28 protein-coding genes are annotated in these 21,426 nt (G+C 64.2%); 18 read left to right on the top strand and 10 right to left on the bottom strand.

Annotated features, from left to right (window positions below; genetic code table 11):
• Window positions 1-68 precede the first annotated feature (68 nt).
• The 4 genes from DAT37_RS44015 to DAT37_RS44010 all read left to right on the top strand — a co-directional run bounded on the left by DAT37_RS44015 (window position 69) and on the right by DAT37_RS44010 (window position 2,483).
• Window positions 69-239, top strand: a complete 171-nt coding sequence (locus DAT37_RS44015; protein ID WP_157978403.1) for a hypothetical protein — start codon at window positions 69-71, stop codon at window positions 237-239.
• Between the two features lie 351 nt (window positions 240-590).
• Entirely contained in the window at window positions 591-770 is a 180-nt protein-coding gene (locus tag DAT37_RS10865; RefSeq protein ID WP_109524638.1) for a hypothetical protein, read from the top strand.
• A gap of 544 nt (window positions 771-1,314) precedes the next feature.
• Window positions 1,315-2,337, top strand: a complete 1,023-nt coding sequence (locus tag DAT37_RS10860) for a beta-ketoacyl synthase N-terminal-like domain-containing protein (RefSeq protein WP_109524637.1) — start codon at window positions 1,315-1,317, stop codon at window positions 2,335-2,337.
• Complete coding sequence (locus DAT37_RS44010; protein WP_198654184.1) at window positions 2,334-2,483, top strand: hypothetical protein; 150 nt, start codon at window positions 2,334-2,336, stop codon at window positions 2,481-2,483. The genes DAT37_RS10860 and DAT37_RS44010 overlap by 4 nt, the downstream gene beginning before the upstream one ends.
• 98 nt (window positions 2,484-2,581) lie before the next feature.
• Here DAT37_RS44010 and DAT37_RS10855 read toward each other — a convergent pair whose 3' ends face one another.
• From DAT37_RS10855 to DAT37_RS10835, 5 genes are all read right to left on the bottom strand, one after another.
• Window positions 2,582-3,163, bottom strand: a complete 582-nt coding sequence (locus DAT37_RS10855) for a carboxymuconolactone decarboxylase family protein (RefSeq protein WP_109524636.1) — start codon at window positions 3,161-3,163, stop codon at window positions 2,582-2,584.
• A gap of 77 nt (window positions 3,164-3,240) precedes the next feature.
• Window positions 3,241-4,083, bottom strand: a complete 843-nt coding sequence (locus DAT37_RS10850; RefSeq protein ID WP_109524635.1) for an SDR family NAD(P)-dependent oxidoreductase — start codon at window positions 4,081-4,083, stop codon at window positions 3,241-3,243.
• A gap of 108 nt (window positions 4,084-4,191) precedes the next feature.
• Window positions 4,192-4,809 carry a TetR/AcrR family transcriptional regulator gene (locus DAT37_RS10845; protein WP_109524634.1) on the bottom strand — a complete coding sequence of 206 codons (618 nt, stop codon included), beginning with the start codon at window positions 4,807-4,809 and terminating at the stop codon, window positions 4,192-4,194.
• A 176-nt stretch (window positions 4,810-4,985) separates the two neighbouring features.
• Window positions 4,986-5,588 (bottom strand): hypothetical protein, encoded by a 603-nt coding sequence (locus DAT37_RS10840; protein ID WP_109524633.1) that lies wholly within the window; start codon window positions 5,586-5,588, stop codon window positions 4,986-4,988.
• A gap of 98 nt (window positions 5,589-5,686) precedes the next feature.
• Window positions 5,687-6,295 carry a TetR family transcriptional regulator gene (locus DAT37_RS10835; protein WP_332873280.1) on the bottom strand — a complete coding sequence of 203 codons (609 nt, stop codon included), beginning with the start codon at window positions 6,293-6,295 and terminating at the stop codon, window positions 5,687-5,689.
• 159 nt (window positions 6,296-6,454) lie between these two features.
• Between DAT37_RS10835 and DAT37_RS10830 the strand changes: the two genes are divergently transcribed.
• The 6 genes from DAT37_RS10830 (at window position 6,455) to DAT37_RS10805 (ending at window position 11,647) form a co-directional block, all read left to right on the top strand.
• The gene (locus DAT37_RS10830; protein WP_109524632.1) at window positions 6,455-7,285 is read left to right on the top strand and encodes a mycofactocin-coupled SDR family oxidoreductase; all 831 of its coding nucleotides are present in this window, start codon (window positions 6,455-6,457) and stop codon (window positions 7,283-7,285) included.
• A gap of 7 nt (window positions 7,286-7,292) precedes the next feature.
• A complete protein-coding gene (locus tag DAT37_RS10825; RefSeq protein ID WP_109524631.1) occupies window positions 7,293-8,114 on the top strand; it encodes a mycofactocin-coupled SDR family oxidoreductase in 822 nt (273 codons plus the stop codon).
• A gap of 11 nt (window positions 8,115-8,125) precedes the next feature.
• Complete coding sequence (locus DAT37_RS10820) at window positions 8,126-8,959, top strand: carboxymuconolactone decarboxylase family protein (protein ID WP_109524630.1); 834 nt, start codon at window positions 8,126-8,128, stop codon at window positions 8,957-8,959.
• A gap of 8 nt (window positions 8,960-8,967) precedes the next feature.
• Complete coding sequence (locus DAT37_RS10815) at window positions 8,968-10,443, top strand: aldehyde dehydrogenase family protein (RefSeq protein WP_109524629.1); 1,476 nt, start codon at window positions 8,968-8,970, stop codon at window positions 10,441-10,443.
• Window positions 10,444-10,515: 72 nt separating this feature from the next.
• Window positions 10,516-10,719, top strand: coding sequence for a hypothetical protein (locus DAT37_RS10810; RefSeq protein ID WP_157978401.1), 204 nt, complete (start codon window positions 10,516-10,518; stop codon window positions 10,717-10,719).
• A gap of 103 nt (window positions 10,720-10,822) precedes the next feature.
• Entirely contained in the window at window positions 10,823-11,647 is an 825-nt protein-coding gene (locus DAT37_RS10805; protein WP_109524627.1) for an acyl-CoA thioesterase, read from the top strand.
• A gap of 35 nt (window positions 11,648-11,682) precedes the next feature.
• Here the strand turns inward: DAT37_RS10805 and DAT37_RS10800 are convergent, their stop codons facing one another.
• Complete coding sequence (locus tag DAT37_RS10800) at window positions 11,683-12,501, bottom strand: NAD(P)-dependent oxidoreductase (RefSeq protein ID WP_109524626.1); 819 nt, start codon at window positions 12,499-12,501, stop codon at window positions 11,683-11,685.
• A gap of 213 nt (window positions 12,502-12,714) precedes the next feature.
• Window positions 12,715-13,554 carry a mycofactocin-coupled SDR family oxidoreductase gene (locus DAT37_RS10795; RefSeq protein ID WP_109524625.1) on the bottom strand — a complete coding sequence of 280 codons (840 nt, stop codon included), beginning with the start codon at window positions 13,552-13,554 and terminating at the stop codon, window positions 12,715-12,717.
• Between the two features lie 519 nt (window positions 13,555-14,073).
• On the opposite strand from DAT37_RS10795, the gene DAT37_RS10790 reads away from it, so the two are divergent.
• On the top strand, window positions 14,074-15,351 hold the full coding sequence (locus tag DAT37_RS10790; RefSeq protein WP_109524624.1) for a cytochrome P450: 1,278 nt from the start codon (window positions 14,074-14,076) through the stop codon (window positions 15,349-15,351).
• A gap of 157 nt (window positions 15,352-15,508) precedes the next feature.
• Window positions 15,509-15,697 (top strand): ferredoxin, encoded by a 189-nt coding sequence (locus tag DAT37_RS10785; protein ID WP_109524623.1) that lies wholly within the window; start codon window positions 15,509-15,511, stop codon window positions 15,695-15,697.
• Between the two features lie 300 nt (window positions 15,698-15,997).
• On the opposite strand, the gene DAT37_RS46230 is transcribed toward DAT37_RS10785, so the two are convergent.
• Both DAT37_RS46230 and DAT37_RS46225 read right to left on the bottom strand, forming a co-directional pair.
• Complete coding sequence (locus DAT37_RS46230) at window positions 15,998-16,378, bottom strand: hypothetical protein (RefSeq protein WP_332873279.1); 381 nt, start codon at window positions 16,376-16,378, stop codon at window positions 15,998-16,000.
• A gap of 8 nt (window positions 16,379-16,386) precedes the next feature.
• Window positions 16,387-16,536 carry a hypothetical protein gene (locus DAT37_RS46225; protein ID WP_332873278.1) on the bottom strand — a complete coding sequence of 50 codons (150 nt, stop codon included), beginning with the start codon at window positions 16,534-16,536 and terminating at the stop codon, window positions 16,387-16,389.
• Between DAT37_RS46225 and DAT37_RS46220 the strand changes: the two genes are divergently transcribed.
• The 3 genes from DAT37_RS46220 (at window position 16,530) to DAT37_RS10770 (ending at window position 19,157) form a co-directional block, all read left to right on the top strand.
• Complete coding sequence (locus tag DAT37_RS46220; protein ID WP_332873277.1) at window positions 16,530-17,216, top strand: ABC transporter substrate-binding protein; 687 nt, start codon at window positions 16,530-16,532, stop codon at window positions 17,214-17,216. The two genes, DAT37_RS46225 and DAT37_RS46220, sit on opposite strands and share 7 nt — an antisense overlap.
• 96 nt (window positions 17,217-17,312) lie before the next feature.
• Complete coding sequence (locus DAT37_RS10775; protein ID WP_109524622.1) at window positions 17,313-18,131, top strand: mycofactocin-coupled SDR family oxidoreductase; 819 nt, start codon at window positions 17,313-17,315, stop codon at window positions 18,129-18,131.
• Between the two features lie 93 nt (window positions 18,132-18,224).
• Window positions 18,225-19,157 carry a sugar phosphate isomerase/epimerase family protein gene (locus tag DAT37_RS10770; protein WP_109524621.1) on the top strand — a complete coding sequence of 311 codons (933 nt, stop codon included), beginning with the start codon at window positions 18,225-18,227 and terminating at the stop codon, window positions 19,155-19,157.
• Between the two features lie 79 nt (window positions 19,158-19,236).
• On the opposite strand, the gene DAT37_RS10765 is transcribed toward DAT37_RS10770, so the two are convergent.
• Window positions 19,237-19,866 (bottom strand): TetR/AcrR family transcriptional regulator, encoded by a 630-nt coding sequence (locus DAT37_RS10765; RefSeq protein ID WP_109524620.1) that lies wholly within the window; start codon window positions 19,864-19,866, stop codon window positions 19,237-19,239.
• 179 nt (window positions 19,867-20,045) lie between these two features.
• Between DAT37_RS10765 and DAT37_RS10760 the strand changes: the two genes are divergently transcribed.
• The 3 genes from DAT37_RS10760 (at window position 20,046) to DAT37_RS44000 (ending at window position 21,352) form a co-directional block, all read left to right on the top strand.
• Entirely contained in the window at window positions 20,046-20,858 is an 813-nt protein-coding gene (locus DAT37_RS10760; RefSeq protein WP_109524619.1) for an SDR family NAD(P)-dependent oxidoreductase, read from the top strand.
• Between the two features lie 54 nt (window positions 20,859-20,912).
• A complete protein-coding gene (locus tag DAT37_RS44005; RefSeq protein ID WP_157978400.1) occupies window positions 20,913-21,089 on the top strand; it encodes a hypothetical protein in 177 nt (58 codons plus the stop codon).
• Between the two features lie 77 nt (window positions 21,090-21,166).
• The gene (locus DAT37_RS44000) at window positions 21,167-21,352 is read left to right on the top strand and encodes a hypothetical protein (protein WP_157978399.1); all 186 of its coding nucleotides are present in this window, start codon (window positions 21,167-21,169) and stop codon (window positions 21,350-21,352) included.
• Window positions 21,353-21,426 lie beyond the last annotated feature (74 nt).

Genomic DNA, 21,426 nt, shown 5'->3' with positions numbered 1-21,426 from the left:
CCACACGTCCCTGCGCTCCTGACGTCGGCAGTGGCCGATGGCGTCCCCGAGCCTGAGAGGCTGCAGAAATGACGACCATCGAAGACCCGGACCAGTTGGATGCGCTTCCTGTCGGGTCGGCAATCGTTGACAGCGGATTGCGGGCGACGAAGACGTCGTCGGGCGGATGGCTTTACCCGCATGGGCAGTACTGGGAGCCGGGCTTGCCTTGCAAACTGGCGAGCATCCCCAATGACTAGCGGATACTTCGAGCACCCCGCACGGCTGTCACCGGCGCCACGGTGGCCGTTCACCAGTTCCGGCGTGACACGGTCGTGCCTCGTCCCGGTGTGGTGGATTCGATCGAGCCTGCCCTAATCAACGGTCACCGCGATGTGGTAGTCCGGTTGTCGCACGGCGGATTCGTGCGATTCGACATGGACGCGCGGTCGTCGGATGTGGTGTTGGTGGCGGTGGACAGTTACGGGTATCGGATGGAGTTGACCCCCGAGGACCACCAGTGAGCCTGAACACCCGGATTCGGCGGGTCAACCTCGCAGGGGCCTACCCGAACACCGCTCGAATTCTTCCTGTCCGGCACGGTCGATGAGGTGTTCACCGGATTCGGCCGCAGCGGTGTGGCATTGGTCCCCTCCGGTCACGGCCTGGCCAGCGCGGCAGCGATGACTACCCTGCGCCTGCTGGCCACCGGCAGGCTGATCCGGGCCGTCGATGTCCGACTGGTTCGCCACCAACTTCTCCTGTGTTCGGCGAGCACTTCTACGGGGTAGCGGTGAGTGCGCCATCCGTCGTGCGACAGGAGTAACGCCACCTCGTGTGATGGCCTTGGTGACAGCCGCGCCTCGGCGCGCGCGTCCAAGCATTGAGCGCGATGTCGTCCACATTGGACGGCAGATCAGCGACACCGCAATGAACATTGGTCGGCCCGGCGATGAAGGCGTGGCACCGAGCATGTCGATCATCACCCCGCGTCATCGCCATCGGGATGGGGTGGCGTGCGCTCACCTCTCGGCCCCCGAGTTCGCAACCGACCGAACTCTCCGGCGTGTCTCTGCTCATCTGCAACAGCCGTTATCGATTGCAGGACAATAGGCTTCGTCGCTCGCATGGCCTTCCTGCCGGCGTGCCCGACGTCGGGCCGGTCGACCCAATTGCGGTGTCCGACAGAGCGTGCAGCCTCCGCGAGCACCAGCCTATTCGCTAGTCCGGACAGCTGTCGCACCGTACATGGACCCCGGAATTGTGACCAGGCGCGGCTCCGTGAGCCGATATACGATCCGCCGCGAGAAGATGTGATCGAGGAGTGGTAATCGTATGCGTCTGAACCGAATTGGCATCCGGGGTATCGGGGCGGTCTCGGGCTACGGCTGGGGAGTCGACGCGCTCTGGAAAGGTTTCGTCTCCGAAGAGGTCGCCGCCGCGGTACACGCCGAACTCGGCGGCAGATTTCCTGATCCCTGCTGGATGGCGCGAATTCCCGACAGCGAGCCCGACAACTACATGGGTCGATACACGCGCGCCTACGCGAGCGCCACCGAGCAGGCCATACGCGACGCCACCGAGCGGGGCTGGCGCCCCGGCGAACGCGTCGCCGTCGTCACCGCCACCACTCAGGCGGATCAGGAACTGCTCGGCTACCTCATCGCCGAGTTCGACCGGGTGGAAATCCACAAGAAGGCCTATGTCCAGATGACCTGGACGACACCGGCCTACGAAGTCATGAACCGCCATGGCTACCACGGTCCCGCCCTGGTCGTCAGCGCGGCCTGCACCTCGGGAATACACGCGATAGCCACCGCCCAGCGGTTGATCACGCTGGGCGATGCGACCGATGCCATCGTGATCGGCGTGGACTGCGGCTACAACGCCGAACCGTTGATCTCGTTCCACGAACTCGGCCCGCTCAGATACGACACGCACCCACGGGAAATCTGCCGCCCACTCCAGGAAGGTAGCCGAGGATTCGTCATCGGCGAAGCGGCGGCGGCACTGGTCCTGTCACCATCGCTGGACAACAGCTACCTCACAGTGGCCGGCACCACCATGACCAGCGAGGCCTATCACGCGCTCAGCATCGATCCCACCCATCGGATGATCACGAGCTCTGTCGACCAAGCCTTGGCACACGCGGACCTGACCGCCGCCGAGGTAGCCACCTATATCGCGCACGCGACGGGAACGCCCGAATGCAATCGGGCCGATGAGGCCGTCGTGGCCCACCTGGGGCCGGGCCCCAGGTCACCGCGTTCGGCACCAAACCCATGCTCGGACACTGTATGGGTGCGGCCAACCTGCTCGACACAGTACTGCTGTCGCGCGGGCACGAAGAAGGTGTGATCCCGGTCCCCCGGCCGCATTCCGATGCCCCGCATCATCCGCAGCTCGCGACGGGTCCGATCGCGCCGACAGAGAACACCGTGCAGGTCGGCATCGGCTTCGGCGGAAATATCGGTGTCGCGGTGTACCAGGCCCATCCGAACTGATCACGCCGAGAGGAAAAGCGTCACCGCCGCCGCGCAGGAGGCCGTGTAGGCGGGATAGATGGTCGTATCGTTCGTTAGATTGCGGTGGACGCCGAAGGCTAATCGCTCGGCGCTGGGCGGAGGTCGTCATCCAGATCGAGTTCGAAAGATCGTGACATTCTGGCGAGCCCGTCGTAGGCAGTGACGGTGAAGAGGAGATCGAGGAGCTGCTGGGTGTCGAAGTCGGCGCGCAGCCTGCTCCAGGCGTTCTCGCCGACAACACCGTCGTTGATGAGGTCGTCGACGGCCTGCAACAGCGCCGCGTCCGGATCAGTCCAGAACGGCGCTTCGGGACCGAAGGCGATGCGCGCGATCTCCTCGTCGGTGAGACCTGCGTCGTGCGCCATGCAAATATGCTGTGCCCATTCGTAATTGGATGAACGCACTGCCGCGACGCGTAGCACGATCATCTCGCGTTGCCGCTCGGTGAGGGTGGTCGCCCTGAGTATGTGGCCGTTGAAGGTGAAGAACGCCTGGGCCAGTGCGGGATGATATGCGAAGGTGCCGAGTATGTTTCGGGCCGCAGGGCGATTCTCCTGGACCGGCTGCGGATAGCGAGGCTCCGGCGGCACCATGGCCGCCAAAGCGGCACGCATCGTTTTCGGCCACTCGGCCAAGGGGAGGGGCTCGATTCGGGCCATGTCGGATCGGATTCCTTCTGTGAATTATGGGCCTGCACGCCGACTCGGCGCGATCGACATCGCGTCGATGGACGATGTCAGATGAGCAGACCGCTGACATCGACATTCAGGGGAATGCCTGTGACGTAGGCGGATTCGTTCGACGCCAGGAATACGACAGCGTCGCTGATGTCTGGTGCGCAGTTCCAGCCGACGAGCATCCTGTTCACCGACTGGGCGATCATTTCCAGATCGGCAGAGTCGGGGTCGCCGAGATTCGGACTGGATATCGACTCGACCTGGTCGTCCGCGAAGATCGGAGCGCCCGGCTCGGCCGGGTGGATCGAATTGCAGCGGATGGAGTGTGGCGCCAACTCGAGCGCGAAACTCCGCATCATCCTGACCACGCCGGGCTTCGAGGCGCTGTACAGGCCCGTGTCCGCGCTCTCCTCGAGTCCGTCCAACGGGCCGGTGAGCACGATGCTGCCTCCTCCGGCCGTGAGTAGTTGGGGTACGGCGGCTTTCACCGTCTTCCATACCCCTGATCGGTTGAGGTCGATCCTGGGTGGGTTCCCGTTCCGGCGACCGGGCTCGACAGCGGTTCGCCCGCCGTTTCCTATACCGGCATTGGCCACGACGACGTCGAGTCGACCCAGCTCTTGTACGGCGTCGTCCACCGCACGCTCGAGCGCGTCGCCGTCGCGGATATCGACCTGGGCGGTCACGACACGCCGTCCCTGCTGCTTCACGAGCTCGGCAGTGGCGGCGAGGTCCGCGAGCGTGGAAGATATTGAGGCACTATCGGTTTCGTCGACCGGTCCGCAGATGTCGATTGCGATGATGTCTGCTCCCTCTTTCGCCAGTCGTACCGCGTGACTGCGTCCTTGACCCCGCGCGGCCCCCGTGATCAAAGCGACCTTGCCGTCAACCCGCCCACTCATGAATTACCTCGTTCGATTCGATGGCACGCACAGACACTCACACTCCCGATCAACGCGAAACTGATCGATCGATCAAACCTTCACATATTGATTTGATCGTGTCAACGGTCATATCGCCGGTGCGTCGGCCGAATTCGAATTCGGGGCCGACAGGCGGAACTGCGCGATCATGCCCTCCATGAAGGCGCGTAACTCTTCGTGCCCTTGCCGCATTCCCACCGCGCCCTCGTTGCAGATGATTCGCGCGGCTCCGGTCAGGAGTATGGACATCACGACCGGCGGGAATCGTTGCAGATCCAGCCCGTGAGAGCGCATCACGAGGGTGACCGCCGTCGTCTCGATGTCGCGGACCCGCTCGGCGTAGGACTTCAATTCCTCGGCGATCACTTTGCGATGGTTGGCCAAGGCCATGAACTCGGTATTGAGCGCGGTATATCGGGTATCGGTATTGATCAGCCATAACGCTTGCAGGGGATCGTCATCGGTGATCGCTTGACGCATGCGGGCGAGCGAAAGTTCCGCGCCGTTTCGCATCACCGCGACGAGCAGGTCTTCCATCGTCGGGAAGTAGTAGTACAACAGCGCGGAGCGCACCCCCACCTCCGTGGCGACCCGTCGTGTGGTGACGGCGGCGTACCCCTCGGTACGCATGATCTCGGCGGTCGCTTCCATGAGACGCTGGCGCGTGTCGGCTTTGCCCCCCTTCGGTACGCTCTGGTCGGTCATACGCCACCCCGATCGTCGGCGACGACGCTGGGCTGCGCGGCACTTGAGGCGGTATGGCATCCGACAGAACTCATAAGCCACTCTAACATTGATCGACTGATCAAAATTTGCAGGAGTTGGCGAGTGAGGTTCGGATGGTGGATCGCGTCCGGTCGATGCCGAACTTGCCGGGTAACTCATCTGATATCGAGGACCAGGGGTTGCGGGTCAGGGCGGGCACGCGTCGTGGATTTCGTGGTCCAGAACCCCTCGGTCGCATCTACGGTCGCGTCCATGTCGCCGGTGGCCACGAGGGCACATCTCTTGAACGCGCGTCCAGCGAGGCTCAGGCGATGGGTCGTCCGGTGAAGACGATCCGCGAATCCGCCGGGTAGTTCCGCGGGCCCCCACAGTGCTGCGTGTGTGTGGCGACGTTTCAAGAGCCGCTGTGTGCTGGCCCGAATGGCGGAATCCTCGCGGAAGTCGTCGATCGAAGTGGCGACCGCGTATGGCTTGATGGCGTCCAGCGTTTCAGCCAACGGCCGGTGGGCGATGACGGCGACACCGAGAATATCCAGTGCGCGGCGGTTGTCGTCCTCGGTCACGCATGCGGTCACCTCCCAGCCTGCCGCCCGCACGTCGAACAGCCAACCACCCACCTGTTCGACCACTTTCGTCGAAGACGAGGCGAGAACAGCCAAGTGATAGTTCGCGGGACGATGATCGGCGTCGGCAATCCAGTGATCGAGAGAGAAGTCCTGGTCCGATCGACTGAGCGCGTCCTCGAGGTGGGGGTTCATAGTTCGCTTTCGGTGTTCCTCGTGACACGGTTGGAGCCGGGTTGCAGCGGAGAGGAAGTCGGCCGGGTCCGAGCGGTGATTCGGAACTCGACCTCCCGCTATCGGTGGCGTCCGGATGTCGCTTCGTAGCCGGTGGTCAACCAGTAAACGGCGCGGTCGACGGCGGGCACGATCGCCCGTGCTTCGATCTCACCGCGTGCGACGCGTCCGAAAAGCCCGTAGACCAGGCTGGTGAGGATCGTGTCCAGGTCCTGGATGAACTCGGCATCAACGTCGACCAGTGCCGTCATCGCGGCGGGGACGACCGCGTCGAGTCCGTGGCTGACCAGAGTTTCCCCGCCCGTGGCGGATCGTGCGCGAAAGTAGGCGACCAGTAGGCCCGGGTGATGCTCCCAGGGTTCGAAGATCGGGCGCAGCACCCGCATGAGGGCGGCATGGAGGGAATCGTCCGGGCTCGGTGTCGATGTAGGTAGCCCCGCGTAGCGGTTCTCCTTCGTCCACCAGTCCAATGCAGCGAGGATGAGTTCGTCGCGGGTGCCGTAGAGCTTGTAGATCTTGGCCAGCGACACGCGAGCGCGTCGCGCGACGACACGCACCTGCACCGCGTCGTATCCCTCGGTCTCGAGTATGTCGATGACCGATTCTCGAATGCGCTGTTCGCCTTCCCCGACGGCCGACTCCATGACCGCGTCGTAGCGTTCACTCAATCCGACCGATTCCTTCCCTCCGGGCGGCGGACCTGCTAGTCTCGCTGCTGGTATCCAAGATACCACAGGTCAAGCGCAGATTTGCGTTCAATGTTGTCGCGTTCTCCTCGTGAATCAACCGAGGCGACGCGGATCTACTCGGCACTGAAGCGAGGAACGATGGGTTCGTTAGATGGCAAAGTCGCCTTCATCACCGGCGTGGCGCGAGGGCAGGGCAGAAGCCACGCCGTTCGCCTCGCCAGCGAGGGAGCCGACATCATCGGTGTGGACATCTGCGCCAATATCGCGTCCACCAGCTACCCCATGGCTAGCCGCGAGGAGCTCGACGAGACGATCGCGCTCGTCGAGGGGCAGGGACGCAAGATGATCGGCACGGTCGCCGATGTGCGCGATTTCCTCCAGGTCCGCGACGCGCTGAACGCGGGAGTGGCCCAGCTCGGTCGTCTCGACATCGTGTGCGCGAACGCGGGCATCGCGCCGCTGTCGCTCGAGGAAGTTCCCATCGAGACCGAACTCGCACAGTGGGCCGATGTGATCGGCGTGAACATGTCCGGCGCGTTCCACACCGCACGGGCCGCGGTCCCCCATCTGATCGCGGGCGGGCGTGGCGGTTCGATCATCTTCACCAGTTCCACTGCGGGCCTGGTCGGTATGGGCGGTCTCGACGGCGGCGGTCTTGGCTACGCCGCGTCCAAGCACGCCATCGTCGGGATCATGCGCTGTATGGCGAATGGGCTGGCGCAGTACAGCATTCGTGTCAACACCGTCCATCCGACGGCGGTGAATACGATGATGGCGGTCAATCCGCAGATGATGGAATGGGCGGCGAACAACCCCGACGGCGGTCCGCATCTGATGAACCCGATGCCCGTCGCGATGCTCGAGCCACAGGACATCAGCTCGGCGATCGCATTCCTGGCTTCCGACGAAGCCAAATACATCACCGGTGTGACCCTGCCTGTCGACGCCGGCTTCACCAACAAGCTCTGAGGACGCGATGACCGAGAACACGCGACCGCCCGGACGGGCGGCGGGCAAAAGGGTCCTGATCACCGGTGCCGCACGCGGAATGGGCCGCAGTCACGCCGTCCGGCTCGCCGAAGAGGGTGCCGATGTCATCCTGATCGATATCTGCCGGTCGCTCCCGGAACTGGAATATCCGCTGTCCACGCCGGAGGATCTCGCCGAAACAGCACAGCTGGTGGAAAAGCACGGTCGTCGTGCGGTCACCGCGCAGGTCGATATCCGTGACGCCGAGGCGCTGATGAGTGCCGTCGACGCCGGGGTCGCTCAACTCGGCGGCCTGGACGCCGTCGTGTCCAACGCCGGGGTATTGACGGCGGGGACCTGGGATATGACGACCTCGCAACAGTGGCGCACAGTCGTCGACATCAATCTCATCGGCACCTGGAACACCTGTGCCGCCGCGCTTCCGTATATGGTCGATCACGGTGGCAGCATCGTCAACATCAGTTCGGCGGCGGGCCTGAAAGGCACACCGCTGCATACTCCGTACACGGCCTCCAAACACGGTGTCGTCGGGTTGAGTCGCGCGTTGGCCAATGAGCTTGCCGCGCAGAGTGTTCGGGTCAATACCGTGCACCCGACCGGGGTGCCGACCGGCATGTCGCCGGAGTCGCTGTTCGGTCTGCTCACACAGGTGCGCCCGGACTTGGCGCCGCTGTTCGGCAACGCGCTGCCGGTCGTGATGACCGAGGCCATCGATATCAGCAACGCCGTGCTCTACCTGATCTCCGACGAGGCCCGACATGTGACCGGCATGGAGTTCAAGGTCGACGCCGGTGTCACGCTCAGATGAAAGCGAATGAAATGGGAACCATCGACACGGCGGCGGCAGATGCCGCGCAGCGTTCGGAACGAGGCCGACGTGAGTTCGCCGACGTCATGACCTTCGAGCCACCGGCGGATTCGAGCCCGACGGCGACCAGCGGCCTGATCGACTTCGTCTTCGCCGAGGTGTGGACCCGCTCGGTGCTCAGCCGCCGCGATCGCCGGTTCATCACGCTGTCGTGCGTGGCCGACTCCGACTCCGAACAGGATCTGGTCGACCACGTCTACGCCGCGCTGAACAGCGGCGACATCACGATTGCCGAAATGCGTGAAACAGTATTGCATTTCGCGGTCTACGCAGGATGGCCGAAGGCGTCACGGTTCAACATCGTCGTCGACATCCAGTGGGACCGGATCCATCGCGAACGTGGCCTACCCTTGCCCCCGCCGGAACCGCTACTGCCCCTGGTCACTCCGAGCGACCCGGAAGAGCGCCTGGTGCAGGGCACGGCGACCTTCAAAGACATCAACTGCATGCCCTACGCGCCGGACCGGGACAACCCCTACCAGGGGGCGGGCATTCTCAATTTCGTCTTCGGCGAGATGTGGGTTCGGCCCGGACTGGATATGAGAGCGCGCCGGTTGATCACGGTGGCGTGCGTGGGATTCCAGGACGCGCCGCTGCCGATCCTGTCTCATGTCTACGCGGCGATGAAGAGCCGCGACATCTCCTTCGAGGAGATGGACGAACTGGCTCTGCAATTCGGCGCGTACTCCGGGTTGCCCAAGGCGGCCTATCTCAGTCACGTGATCGGTGAGCAGAAGGCCCGGGTTCTCCGGGAGTGGCGTGACGAAGCCGCAACGACTTCCTAGGAGCAGACATGGTCTCCACCACTGACAATCACCAGCCCGCACCTTCGCTGCCGGGTGGGCTGTTCATCGGCGGCGATCGGATCGATCGATCCTCCGGTGGCACCCACGAGCACATCTTCCCCGGCACCGGCCGCTCGAACGGGACGATCGCCCTGGCCGGACCCGAGGAGATCGACCTGGCGGTCGCCTCCGGCAAACACGCTCAGCGGGAATGGATGTCGTTCACCGCCGACCGTCGCCGCGACCTGCTGATCGATCTCGCCGACGCCGTGCGCGACCACATGGGCGAATTCTCCCAGCTCAACGTGCAGGACTACGGTGTCCCGGTATCGCTGGCGATCAACACGATTCTTGTCGAACGTTTCCTGCGGCACTTCGCCGGATATGTCGACAAGCCACACGGCCTCAGCAGTCCGGTGGCCGGGTCGTTCGATCTCAACCTGATCGAACGCGAACCCTACGGCGTCGTCGGCGTCATCGCCCCGTGGAACGGTTCGATGGTCGTCGCGGCCGCCTGCGTAGCACCGGCGTTGGCTGCGGGAAACGCCGTTGTCTTCAAGCCGTCGGCGCTGGCGCCGTTCGCGGCGCTGCGCTTCGGTGAGTTGTGCGCGGAAGTCGGACTGCCTGCGGGCTTGGTGAACATCGTGCCCGCGCGCACCGAGGGCGGCGACGCGCTCGTGCGACACCGCGGGATCAGCAAGATCCACTTCACCGGCGGGGGCGAGACCGCGCGCAAGATCCTGACCGCCGCCGCGCAGAACCTCACTCCGGTGGTCGCCGAACTCGGGGGCAAATCCGCCAATCTCGTGTTCGCCGATGCCGACCTCGATGCTGCGGCGCAGTTGTCGGCCTACCAGGGCCCCATCGTCCAGTCCGGACAGAGTTGTGCCAGTGCGAGCCGGGTCCTCGTCCAGGAATCGGTGTACGACGCGTTCCTGGACAAGTTCGTCGGTGCCGTCGAGGCCGCGAAGGTCGGAGACCCCTTCGACCCGAGCGTCGTCTTCGGTCCGGTGGTGAGCCAGCACGACACCGACCGCATCCTGAGCGTGATCGATGAAGCTGTCACCACACGCTCAGGCGAACTGGTCACCGGCGGAAAACGGATCGGTGGAGACCTGGCCGAGGGCTTCTACATCGAACCGACAGTATTCGCCGACGTCGACAACCGGTCGGCGCTGGCCCAGGTCGAAACCTTCGGACCGGTGGTGTCTGTCATCAAGTTCACCGACGAAGCCGATGCGATCCGGATCGCCAATGACAGTCCCTACGGTCTGAACGCGTTTATCCAAACCACCAATCTCACTCGTGCGCACCGTGTCTCGCGGCAACTGGAAGCGGGATCGATCTGGATCAACCAGATCAGCGATATCTCGCCCCAGGGGCCTTACGGCGGCTACAAGCAGAGCGGGTTCGGCCGGACCGGTGGACTCGACGGCCTGAACGAATTCCTTCAGGTGAAGAACATTCGGATCGGAATGAGCTGACCCGCACGCAACAGATCAGGTGTCGGCCTACTGCCCGCGCGGGCAGTAGGCCGACACCGCCACGAACGAATGATGAAAGTGGATACCCGATGGACTGTCCGCCTCGACGGCACGCTCGTACCCACCTGGGGCACCCGTTGGCCCAGGTGGGTACGAGCCAGGAACTGCGTCGGCTGGGGCGGGTCTGGCCTCGCCGCGACATTCGAGATCTTCCCCAGCTGCGCCGCGTTCTCGCGTCCGCACAGCGTGCGCGAGCTCGCCCCGGTGATCGTGTGATGCCCGATCCCCGTCTGAGCGCAACTCGTCATCGACCGCGTCATGCGCAACGACAGCCACCGTCGGCGCGCGCACGCACTCGTTCATTCTGAAAGGGGCTGGCGTGCCCGCCGACTGGTCCGATCTGCTTCGCTGCCTCGAGCTGCGTTCGCCGCCCGTGCACTCACCGGAGGCCGACGGTGACACAGCGATTTTCGAGGCCGACAGCCAGCAGCTCGAACTCGACCGCCTCTTCGGTGGCCAGGTGCTCGCGCAGTTCATCCGCGTCGCGGCGGCGGCATGTCCCGACAAAGCGGTGAAATCGTTGCACGTGCAATTCATACGGGAAGGCAAGGGACGCAGGCCGGTCCGCTATGTGGCGCGTCGGGTGCGGATCGGGCGGTCCTTCGCCACGCTCGCAATCCTCGCCCAACAGGACAGCCAAGTGCTCGCCACTGCCTCGGTGAGTCTGCACGTCATCGAAGACGGGCCGGAGAATCAAGCAGCAATTTCTGTTCCGCCGATGCTGTCGTCCGAATTCCGGATCAGCCACGGCCTGCTGCCCTGGGAAGCCCGCACGACCGACGATCTGAACTCCCTCACCGCGAAAGCACCCGACTACGACCTATGGATGCGCACGCCCGCGGTGGATTCCTCACTCGCGGAGGCATTACTCGCCTACGCCTCGGATATGAATCTCATCGGTACCGCGCTGCGCCCGTTCGCTGGCTACAACCACCACGGCAACGGCAGCGCGTGGAGTGCGGCCACGACCTCGCACACCGTGTGGTTCCATCACCCGTTCAGTACCGACGACTGGCTCCTGCTGCGTCACCACAGTCCGGTGGCCGCACACGCCCGTTGCTTCGGGCGTGGGGATGTCTTCACCGAGGACGGCACACTGGTCGCCTCGTTCGCGCAAGAGGGACTGCTCAGGTTCCACTCGTGACGGATCGGCCGCGAACGACCGATCCGTCACGATCGTCAGCGCAGCGACTCCATCAGGTCCAGCGTCGCCTCGGCGGCGGTAACGACCGCACCCCGCTCGGCCGCGGCACGGTCGGCGAGATCGCCGATGAGTCCGACATCCTTACGCAGCAGACCACTGGCGTGGGCGGCCAGGATCTCGAGGCTCCCGCCCAGCGGGGCGATCGTGCTCAGCGCGAAACTGTTCGCGGTGCCCTCGGACAGGAATTCGCCCAGCCGCTGTGGATCGATACCCAACTGCTTGCCGAGAGTGAAAGTCGTTGCCGCGGTTGCGAGATTCGCGGTGAACAGCAGATTGTTGAGAAGTTTCGCGACCTGACCGGCGCCGAGATCACCCAGGTGCACGACTCGTCCGGCGTAGGAGTCGAAGATCGGCTTGCACCGTTCGACGGTGTCGGTCTCGCCGCCGACCATCACCAGGAGCCGGCCTTCTGCGGCCGCCTGACCGCCGCCGCTCACCGGTGCGTCGATGACCTGAACACCTTGGTCAGCAGCGATTTTCGCGATCTCGCGACAGGTGTCGGGATGAATCGTGCTGTGTACGGCGATGACGCCGCCGCGCGCCAAACCACTCAGCACTCCCTCGGTGCCCTCGACGACCTGGGTGACATCGGCATCGCCGACCACGCACAGGCAGACCAGGTCACTGGCTGCGGCGAGCTCGGCCGGGGATTGCGCGACCGTGGCATCGGTGTCGGCGAAGGCGGCCAGTGTCTCGGGGCGACGCGCCCACAATGTGGTCGGGTGTCCCGCCTCGATGATCCGCCGCGCCATGGGGCCGCCCTGGCTGCCGAGTCCGATAAAACCTACGCGCACGATATGTCTCCCATAGTGGTTGGTTGTGGTTGTACTTCTCCCCCCGACACAGGCCGGGTGCCTGCTCAGCCGACGGCTGGGCAAGGTGCGGATCGGCCGAGCACGTCCCCGCCCGGCTCGTGGGTGGTCCGGATCGCCGACCGGCGTCGGTCGGTGCCGACTCCCACCGCTGTACCCGAAACGTCCGCCGGTCGCGACCGGCGGACCGGTGTCCTACTTCAGGGTGCTGCCCGCGTCGACCGTCAGGGGAAGACCTGTGACGTAGCGGGCTTCGTCGGAGGCCAGGAACAGCACCGCGTTGCTGATGTCGACCGGCTCGACCCAGCCGATGGGCAGCACGTGCATGAATTGCGCGACCGGACGGAAATCATCGATGGTCGGACTCTCCAGGTCCGGACGGAACATCTTCATCGTCCCGACGTTCATGAACATCGGGGTGTTGACGTTGGTCGGATGCACCGAGTTGACCCGGATCGAATGCTGTCCCAGCTCGATGGCGAAGGTGCGCATCAGGCCGACCACGCCGTGCTTGGCGGCGATGTAGTGACCGGTGTGCGGGTAGGCTTTCAGCCCGCCGACCGAACTGGTCAGGATGATCGATCCGCCGGTACCTTGCGAGAGCAGATGCGGCACAGCGGCTTTCACGGTCTTCCAGACGCCGGAGAGGTTGATGTCGATCATGACATTCCAGTCCTGCTCCTCGAGCTGGTCCAGGGTCTGCCCGCCGTTGCCGATGCCCGCGTTGGCCACGATGACGTCCAGGCGGCCCAACTGCTCGACACCGTCGTCGACCGCGGCCTTGAGCGCGTCGAAGTCGCGAACGTCGACTTCTGTAGCGATGATCCGCCTGCCCAGACGCTTCACCAGTTCGACGGTATCGGCCAGGTCGTCCGGAGTGGACGCGGCGATCAGATCGGTCCCGCTGACCGGCTTGCACACGTCGACGGCGATGATATCGGCGCCTTCCTGCGCCAGGCGCAATGCGTGGCTGCGTCCCTGACCACGCGCAGCACCCGTGATGAAGGCAACCTTGCCTTCGACACGTCCAACCATGGAAAACCCCGTTCCTCGGAGGGTGACCGCTCGTGCGGTCCGATGAATATCTACGGTCAATCTACTGATCAGACGATCAAATGTGACATCGAGAACACTTCGTTGTCAACGGCCGATCAGCTGAAAGTCCGCCGACACACTGCGGAGTCGACACTATCCCACACTGCTGTCTCACCACAGCGGCGACGATTAGATGCAGGTAGATGGTGTGCAGCCGCGTTATTGGGCGGTCTGTTGCAAAGGTCGGCTTGCTCGTCGATCTCGGATCAGGTCGACACCCTTGACCATGCACTGGGCTACGTGATACTCATACTCGACTCCGAAAATTTGATCGATCGATAAGTCTAGATCGGATAGGACGTCAAGAACCTGTCTGCGGCGAGCACCGCCGAGGTGATGCCGACAGCTGCCCTTTGTGACGTTGACGGGACCTCGACTCGGTCTCCGATCAACTCCGACTCGACCCTCCGATCGACTGTCCTCGGCCGGTGGCCACAGCTCCTGTTCGAAAGGCTGACAATGACCGACTTGGCGTCTGTCGACTACTTCTCCGATGCGTCGATCGCGCAAGACCCGTACGAATATCTGGACTACCTACGTAGCCAGAATCCGGTCTTCCGTGAGCCCAACCACGGCGTCGTCGCCGTCACCGGATACCAGGAAGCCAACGAGGCGTTCCGCAACACCGACGCGTTCTCGGCCTGCATCTCGATCGGTGGGCCTTTCCCGCCTCTGCCGTTCGTGCCCGAGGGCGACGACATCACCGCGCAGATCGAGGCCCATCGCCACCAGCTCCCGCTCTACGAGCACATGGTGACCATGGATCCGCCGGACCACACCCGGACTCGGACCCTGTTGAGCCGACTACTGACGCCCAAGCGCCTCAAGGAGAACGAGGACTACATGTGGCGGCTGGCCGATCGCCAGTTCGACGAGATCGTCGAACTGGGCCGGTGCGAGTTCCTCGAGGACTACGGCAAACCCTTCGCCACTCTGGTCATCGCCGACCTGCTCGGTGTGCCCGAATCCGATCGCCACGAGTTCCGCACGCGCCTGGCAGGTCACAAGGATCCCGGCACCAGGGTGGGCGCGCTGGATCACGAGCCGGTGGCCTCCAATCCGTTGCAGTGGCTCGAAGACACCTTCAGCGAGTACATCACCGACCGCCGCAACTCCCCGCGCGAGGATATCCTCGGCGTGCTCGCGGCCACGAACTATCCCGACGGCTCGGTGCCCGAGGTCATCGATATCGTGCGACCGGCGACCTTCCTGTTCGCCGCGGGGCAGGAGACAGTCACCAAACTGCTCAGCTCCGCCGTGCGTGTACTCGCCGAACAGCCGGAACTGCAGCAGCGGGTGCGCGAGGACCGCAGCCTGGTCGGTGCGTTCATCGAGGAATCACTGCGTTTCGAAAGCCCGACCAAGGTCGACTTCCGACTGGCGCGCAAGACCGCCGTGCTGGGCGGGGTCGAGATCAAGGCAGGCACTGTGCTGATGCTGTGCATCGGCGCCGCCAATCGCGACCCGCGCAAATTCGAGAATCCCGACGAGTTCCAGCTCGACCGTCGCAACTCGCGCGAGCACATCGCCTTCGGCCGTGGCATCCACACCTGCGCGGGCGCGCCGCTGGCCCGCACCGAAGGCCAGGTCACCCTCAATCGGTTGCTTGACCGTCTGACCGATATCTCGATCGACGACAGCGCCCACGGTGCCCCCGGCCACCGCAACTACAGCTACGAGCCGACCTTCCTGTTGCGCGGCCTGCGCGACCTGAACATCACCTACACGCAGGCGTAATGAACCGGGTCGCACCATGTCGCGATAGTGCGACCCGCGCACGCTGTGATAGCGAAGGGACAACTTCGATGTCGAACGACAATCAGACGCTGAGCTCCTCTCCGCGATATCGCTCGGCGGTAGCGGCGACCGCACACGCGATGATCGGTGGTCACCGATGAAGGTCTGGGTCGACTCCGACCGTTGCCGCGGACACGGTGTGTGCGTGGCACTGTGCCCCGAGGTCTTCGAACTCAACGACGACGGCTACGCCGAGGCGCGAAACCCCGAGGTGCCCAACGAATACGGCGACGCGGTCATCGACGCGGTCGATGCCTGTCCCGAACACGCGATCGTGACGGAATAGCCGCTCCCCGCAGCGGTCACCCACCGAAGGCCGCCTTGCGGCCTTCCGAGATCTATCGAGAACACGAATGCGGCCTCCGCAGGTGTAGCTAATGACGACACGGTCGCCGGCTGGTCATCGGGGTCCAGTTGAGGAGAAAACTTGAAATCGCAACGAATAGTCATCGCGCTGGTGGCGATGGCACTGCTGGCCGCCGGATGTGGGCGCAGCGGAACCGGTGAGGAAGAAGGCACCGCGCCCACCGCACAGGCCACGGCCTCCGGAAACTTCGGTGACCTGTCCGGAGTCTGCAAGGGCGGATCACCCAGCGGAACTCCGGCCCAGGGCGTGACGGCCACCGAGATCAAAGTCGGTGTCTTCAGCGACGTCGGCTTCACCAAGCAGCCCGAATTCGTCGACGCGGCAAAGGCATTTACTTCGTGGTGCAACGCGGCGGGCGGCATCAACGGTAGAAAACTGGTGTACGAGGTCCGTGACACCAATCTGCTCGAGGTCCGTCCTCGGATGCTCGACGCCTGCCGAGAGGATTTCGCCCTCGTCGGTGGCGGCGCCGCGCTCGACGGACTCGGTGTCAAAGACCGTCTCTCGTGCCTGCTGCCCGAGTTCCCCGCCCAGGTCTCGCAGTCGCAGAATTTGCAGTCGGACTTGCAGGTCAGCGCACTGACCAGTACCTACGCGCACTATGAGCCCTACTTCGGATTCCGGAAATGGCTGCTGAACGAGGCGTATCCGGAATCGGCGGGCGCGATCGGCATCATCAACGGTGACTCACCGGTGACCAAGGTGCTCGGCGACAAAGCCGTGGAGGCGATCAAGGCCGCCGGAGGCGGCGGTGACATACAGCGAGCTCTACCCCGCCTCGGGTGTGTCGGACTGGACCCCGTACGCGCAGGCCATCAAGAACAAGAACGTCAAGGGTCTGGTGTTCTACGGCGACTTCCGACAGCTGGGCAAGCTCGAGGATGTCTTGTCGGGCATGAACTACAAGCTCGATTGGATCGACCCGACCAACAACGCCTACAACCCCCAGTTCCTCCAGGCTGCGGCGCAGTCGGTGGGCGTGCAGAACAACGTCGTCGACCTGACCGGTGCGGTCCCGATCGAAGCATCGGTGTCCTCACCCGCGATGAAGCAGTTGCACGACCTCGTCGAGAAGTACGCACCCGGCGCCGAATTGGCGTTGGGTTCGGTACGAGCGTTGTCCTCCTGGCTGCTGTTCGCCAAGGCCGCCGGAAGTTGTGGTGACCAGCTCACTCGCCGATGCGTACTCGACGCGGCGGCCAAGCAGACGGCCTGGACCGGCGGCGGTTTGCACACCGCTCGCGATCTGTCGAACAAGGACGCGGCACCGGACTGCTTCAACGTCATGCAGGCGACCACAGCGGGATGGAAACAGGCCGATTTCAAACCAGACCGCGGTCTGTTCCGCTGCGACGTGACCCCCTACCGCTACACCGCGGAATACGGCACGGCTACCACCCTCGCCGATGTCGGCAAGAGCCTCAACGACGTCAAATAGCAACGAACACTTCGAGATCGTCCGCCCGACCGCGACGCGCCCCGAGAGGCGGGCCACATCGGGTCGCGACGACTTCGAAATTGAAGGAGAAAGAACATGGGAAAGCTCGACGGCAAGGTCGCTTTCATCACCGGAGCCTCGCGCGGCCAAGGGCGCAGCCACGCGATCCGGCTCGCAGAGGAAGGCGCCGATATCATCGCCGTCGACATCTGCGCTCAGCTGGAAACAGTGCAGTACCCGATGGGCACCCAGGACGAACTCGACGAGACCGTCGCGCAAGTCGAGAAGCTGGGTCGGCGCATCGTCGCCAGGCAGGCCGACGTCCGTGACGTCTCCCAACTACGCGAGGCGTTCGAAGCAGGCACCGCCGAGCTGGGCCCCGTCGATATCGTGCTGGCCAACGCAGGCATCGGCGCGGGCGGTGCGGTAGCACCGGACGAGCAGGAATGGGAAGAAGTCATCGGCGTCAACCTGACCGGCGTCTGGAACACCGGCCGCGTGGCCATCCCGTCCATGGTCGAGCGCGGACAAGGCGGATCGATCGTGCTCACCAGCTCCACCGGCGGCTTGATCGGCGTCGGTATCCCGACGGCGGGATTCCTGGGCTACACCGCCGCCAAACACGGCGTCGTCGGGCTGATGCGGTCGTGGGCCAACTACCTCGCGCCGCACAGCATCCGGGTGAACAGCGTCGCTCCGACCGCGGTCCGCACACCCATGGCCCGGGACGGGAACCTGGAGGGCATCATGGAGCGCAACCCGGCCCTGGCACAGGCGCTGTCCAACGCCATGCCCGTCGACCTGGTCGAACCGCTCGATGTCTCCAACGCCATCGCCTGGCTGGTCTCCGACGATGCCCGCTACATCACCGGCTCGGTCGTCCCCGTCGACGCGGGCCAACTGAACAAGCGATAACCACACGTCTCGACGAGGAGTGCGCGGGTACCGGTTGTCATCCGGACCGGCGCACGTCCTGGGCGCACCCTCGGCACTGTTCAAGGAATTCCCATGTGTATCCACCATTCCGACATCGGCTCCCGACACCGACTCGACCGCCGAGGATTTCTACGGACCAGTGCCGCGGCAGGCGTCCTCGGTGCGCTCGCACTGGCCGGGTCGGCTCCCGCGCATGCCGAACAGTCGTATCCGCTGCCCGTCGAATCTGTCAGCATCCAGCTCTACACGCTGCGTGAACTTCTGGACCAGGATTTCGACGGCGTCCTCGCGCGACTCGCCGAAATCGGCTATCGCACCGTCGAGCATCCTGGTCTACTACACGGGAAGACCCCCCGAGAGTTCCGCACCGCCCTCGACACACACGGACTTCACGCGACCTCCGGTCACCACCAGATCTTCCCGTACGACGAGGCGAAGTGGCGCCAGGCGATCGCGGACGCGGTCACACTCGGCCAGCGATACATGGTCGAAAGTATCCCGCTGTTCGCCATACCGAGCTATTTCGCGCAGGCCAACCTGACGACCGCCGAGCTGTGGCACGACTACGCGCGACAGGTGAACCGGGCCGCCGCGCTCGCCGCGGACGCCGGACTCGAAGTCGGCGTCCACAATCACGCCACCGAATTCAGGCCGCTGCCCGACGATCCCGGCCGGACCGGTTTCGATATCCTGCTAGCCGAAACCGACCCGGCGACAGTCCATTTCGAACTCGATGTGTACGGGCCGCTGACCGTCGGCGTCGACCCGGTCTCGGTCATCGCCCGCGCTCCGGCGCGATTCCGCCAGCTCCATATCAAGGATATGGCCGCCGACGGGAGTATCACCGACCCTGGCACCGGCATCATCGACTTCACTCGCATCCTTCGGGAGGCACACGATCTCGGCGTCGATATTCGCGAGTACATCATCGAGCAGGACAACGCCGGGCGCGGCGCGCTCCTCACCGCGCAGCGCGGCTACGACCTGCTGTCGAAACGCTCCTGAGCTGGTGTGCGCGGCAACCGCCGGTCACACCTCGATGACCCTTGCAAGTCGGTTGATCGGGATCAGGAAGCGGATCAGCTCATGTCTCGACGTCGTCTTCAGTGGGTGTGATGACCAGAGTCATGAACACCTCCAAGAGTCGGAGGGTCTCACGCGACGGGTCCAGCAACGATTGAATTCGCAGCCCGTCGATGAGCGCCAGGACCAACGTCACCTTTTCGTCCGCCGACAGGTAGGCGCTGTCGCGTGAGGTGGGTAGGGGACTACCGCTGAAACGGGTCCGCATGCGTTCGCGTCGAGTGACGAAGAATTCGTGTGCGGGATGTGAGCTGTCGGTCGCTGCGATAGCCAACGCCATCCAATTTCGCTGGTAGTCGGGACTGCCGAACTCGTCGCGGAGCACCTCGCTCAGAATGCTCTCCCTGCGCGCTCCGGCCTGGATGATCCGATCGGCCAGTGCTTCCTCGTCGGCCTCTCGTTGCGCGAGGGCCGCCAACAGCAATTCGTCCTTGCCCGAGAAGTGACGAAGTATGCCCGCATGGGTCACCTCGGCCCGTGCGGCGATGTCCCGCAGCGATGCTTTCGCGTAGCCGTGCTGGGCGAAACTCTCCAGCGCGGCCCGGATGATCTGCGCCTGCCGGGCCGGTGTGCCCGCGTTCTGGCCGCGTTGACGCCGGGCGGGCTCTCGGGCCTGTGGGTGAGAGGTCACGAAAGTCCTTTGCTCGGAGGTCTCGCGCCGCGAGACGGGGACGGTCGATGGAACAGCCCAAGTCTAGACTTGTTAAATGTAACCACTATGGTTACATTTAAGTGTGGGTGATTCGTGATCACTGCGCTGGCGTGCTGACAACAACCGCACCGGCGTTCGACCAGATCAGAAGGAGATTCATGCCGATCCGCGATGTTTCGAGCAAACCGCTCACCGACCTCATTTCCCTACATGGGCGGCGCGCAGTCGTCACCGGCGGTGGGCGCGGGCTTGGCAAAGCGATCGCGACCCGCTTGGCCGAATCCGGCGCAGACCTGTTGATCGGCGATATCGATCAAGATCTGGCTGTCACCGCTGCCGCGGAACTCGCCGAACGTCACGGCGTGAACGCCGTCGGCGTCGCGCTGGATGTCACCGACGGCGCGTCTGTCGCTTCGGTGGCCGATCGCGCGGTCGCCGACCTGGGCGGCCTCGATATCTGGATCAACAACGCCGGTATCTTCCCCGCCGTATCCGTACTGGAGATGAGCGAGGAGACCTGGGATCAGGTGTTCAGCGTGAACGCCCGCGGCGTATTCCTCGGCGCGCGTGAGGCAGCCCGGCGAATCGTCGCCGCTGGCACCGGCGGCGTCATTATCAACATCATCTCCACCGCCGGGTTCCGCGGTAGCGCACCGGGTCTGGCCGCCTACGTCGGATCGAAACACGCCGCTCGCGGCCTCACTCGAGAACTGGCCCTCGAACTCGCTCCGCTGGGCATCCGCGTGCTTGGAGTCGCGCCGAGCTATGTACCGACAGAAGGCAATACGTTCGCTTCGGCGGCCGCAGTCGATGGGCCTGATCCGTCGTCGGCCCAACTTATGTTCACCAGCCCGATCGGTCGCCTCGGCGTCCCTGATGACATCGCTCGCGTCGTCCTGTTCTGCGCCTCGGATCTGTCGGCGTTCATGACTGGCAGCACCTTGCTCGCCGACGGCGGCAGTACGGCCTGATTTCGGATGTAGGGCAACCTGCCCGCGCAGGTCAACGCCCATCAGGATCGGGTGGTGCGGTTCATCGAAGCTCGGGCGGAAAACCGCGCGGAGGACGGGCGAGCGTCGCTGATGGAAGCGGTCTCTCACGAGGTCGATGACTGGTTCGTCGATTCGCTGATGCATCTGCTGACGTCGACCGCATGGACACTGCGCGCCCAGCAGTCGACCACCGGCCGACACAGCAGGTGACATCATTGTCCGCTGGGTTCTTTCTCGAAGTGGCAGAGGTGGGTAGGTAGCCTGCTCTCACCGGTGGCAGAGCCACGATGACATTGCTGAGCTCACGAGATATCGACAATGGCAGTTCACCGGAGGGGAACGTTGTCGTGCTCGGAGGCATGGACGATCGCCTCGAACAAGCCCTCGAAACATTGGGCTCCTCGCGCGGCAATACCGAGGGCGACCAGGCGATATACAGGCGTCAGCAGGGCCACAATCTCGGCGTCGGCTGACGCCTGCGCCTCCCCTCGTCGGCCCGGTCGCCTTCAGGCCAGGCCGACGTCCCCGTCTCTGCCCCCGATCGGGA

Source organism: Nocardia aurea, assembly GCF_003123685.1.
GTDB classification, from domain to species: domain Bacteria; phylum Actinomycetota; class Actinomycetes; order Mycobacteriales; family Mycobacteriaceae; genus Nocardia; species Nocardia aurea.
The sequence above is the reverse complement of the archived record's forward strand: the minus strand, read 5'-3'. Positions and strand labels throughout refer to the sequence as shown.

What these genes read in the sequence shown, in the direction of transcription:
- DAT37_RS44015 (WP_157978403.1), top strand. Translation starts at nt 69, where the DNA reads ATGACGACCATCGAAGACCCGGACCAGTTGGATGCGCTTCCTGTCGGG.
- DAT37_RS10860 (WP_109524637.1), top strand. Translation starts at nt 1,315, where the DNA reads ATGCGTCTGAACCGAATTGGCATCCGGGGTATCGGGGCGGTCTCGGGC.
- DAT37_RS10855 (WP_109524636.1), bottom strand. Translation starts at nt 3,163, where the DNA reads ATGGCCCGAATCGAGCCCCTCCCCTTGGCCGAGTGGCCGAAAACGATG.
- DAT37_RS10850 (WP_109524635.1), bottom strand. Translation starts at nt 4,083, where the DNA reads ATGAGTGGGCGGGTTGACGGCAAGGTCGCTTTGATCACGGGGGCCGCG.
- DAT37_RS10845 (WP_109524634.1), bottom strand. Translation starts at nt 4,809, where the DNA reads ATGACCGACCAGAGCGTACCGAAGGGGGGCAAAGCCGACACGCGCCAG.
- DAT37_RS10840 (WP_109524633.1), bottom strand. Translation starts at nt 5,588, where the DNA reads ATGAACCCCCACCTCGAGGACGCGCTCAGTCGATCGGACCAGGACTTC.
- DAT37_RS10830 (WP_109524632.1), top strand. Translation starts at nt 6,455, where the DNA reads ATGGGTTCGTTAGATGGCAAAGTCGCCTTCATCACCGGCGTGGCGCGA.
- DAT37_RS10825 (WP_109524631.1), top strand. Translation starts at nt 7,293, where the DNA reads ATGACCGAGAACACGCGACCGCCCGGACGGGCGGCGGGCAAAAGGGTC.
- DAT37_RS10820 (WP_109524630.1), top strand. Translation starts at nt 8,126, where the DNA reads ATGGGAACCATCGACACGGCGGCGGCAGATGCCGCGCAGCGTTCGGAA.
- DAT37_RS10815 (WP_109524629.1), top strand. Translation starts at nt 8,968, where the DNA reads ATGGTCTCCACCACTGACAATCACCAGCCCGCACCTTCGCTGCCGGGT.
- DAT37_RS10810 (WP_157978401.1), top strand. Translation starts at nt 10,516, where the DNA reads ATGAAAGTGGATACCCGATGGACTGTCCGCCTCGACGGCACGCTCGTA.
- DAT37_RS10795 (WP_109524625.1), bottom strand. Translation starts at nt 13,554, where the DNA reads ATGGTTGGACGTGTCGAAGGCAAGGTTGCCTTCATCACGGGTGCTGCG.
- DAT37_RS10790 (WP_109524624.1), top strand. Translation starts at nt 14,074, where the DNA reads ATGACCGACTTGGCGTCTGTCGACTACTTCTCCGATGCGTCGATCGCG.
- DAT37_RS10785 (WP_109524623.1), top strand. Translation starts at nt 15,509, where the DNA reads ATGAAGGTCTGGGTCGACTCCGACCGTTGCCGCGGACACGGTGTGTGC.
- DAT37_RS46225 (WP_332873278.1), bottom strand. Translation starts at nt 16,536, where the DNA reads ATGTCACCGCCGCCTCCGGCGGCCTTGATCGCCTCCACGGCTTTGTCG.
- DAT37_RS10775 (WP_109524622.1), top strand. Translation starts at nt 17,313, where the DNA reads ATGGGAAAGCTCGACGGCAAGGTCGCTTTCATCACCGGAGCCTCGCGC.
- DAT37_RS10770 (WP_109524621.1), top strand. Translation starts at nt 18,225, where the DNA reads ATGTGTATCCACCATTCCGACATCGGCTCCCGACACCGACTCGACCGC.
- DAT37_RS10760 (WP_109524619.1), top strand. Translation starts at nt 20,046, where the DNA reads ATGCCGATCCGCGATGTTTCGAGCAAACCGCTCACCGACCTCATTTCC.
- DAT37_RS44000 (WP_157978399.1), top strand. Translation starts at nt 21,167, where the DNA reads ATGACATTGCTGAGCTCACGAGATATCGACAATGGCAGTTCACCGGAG.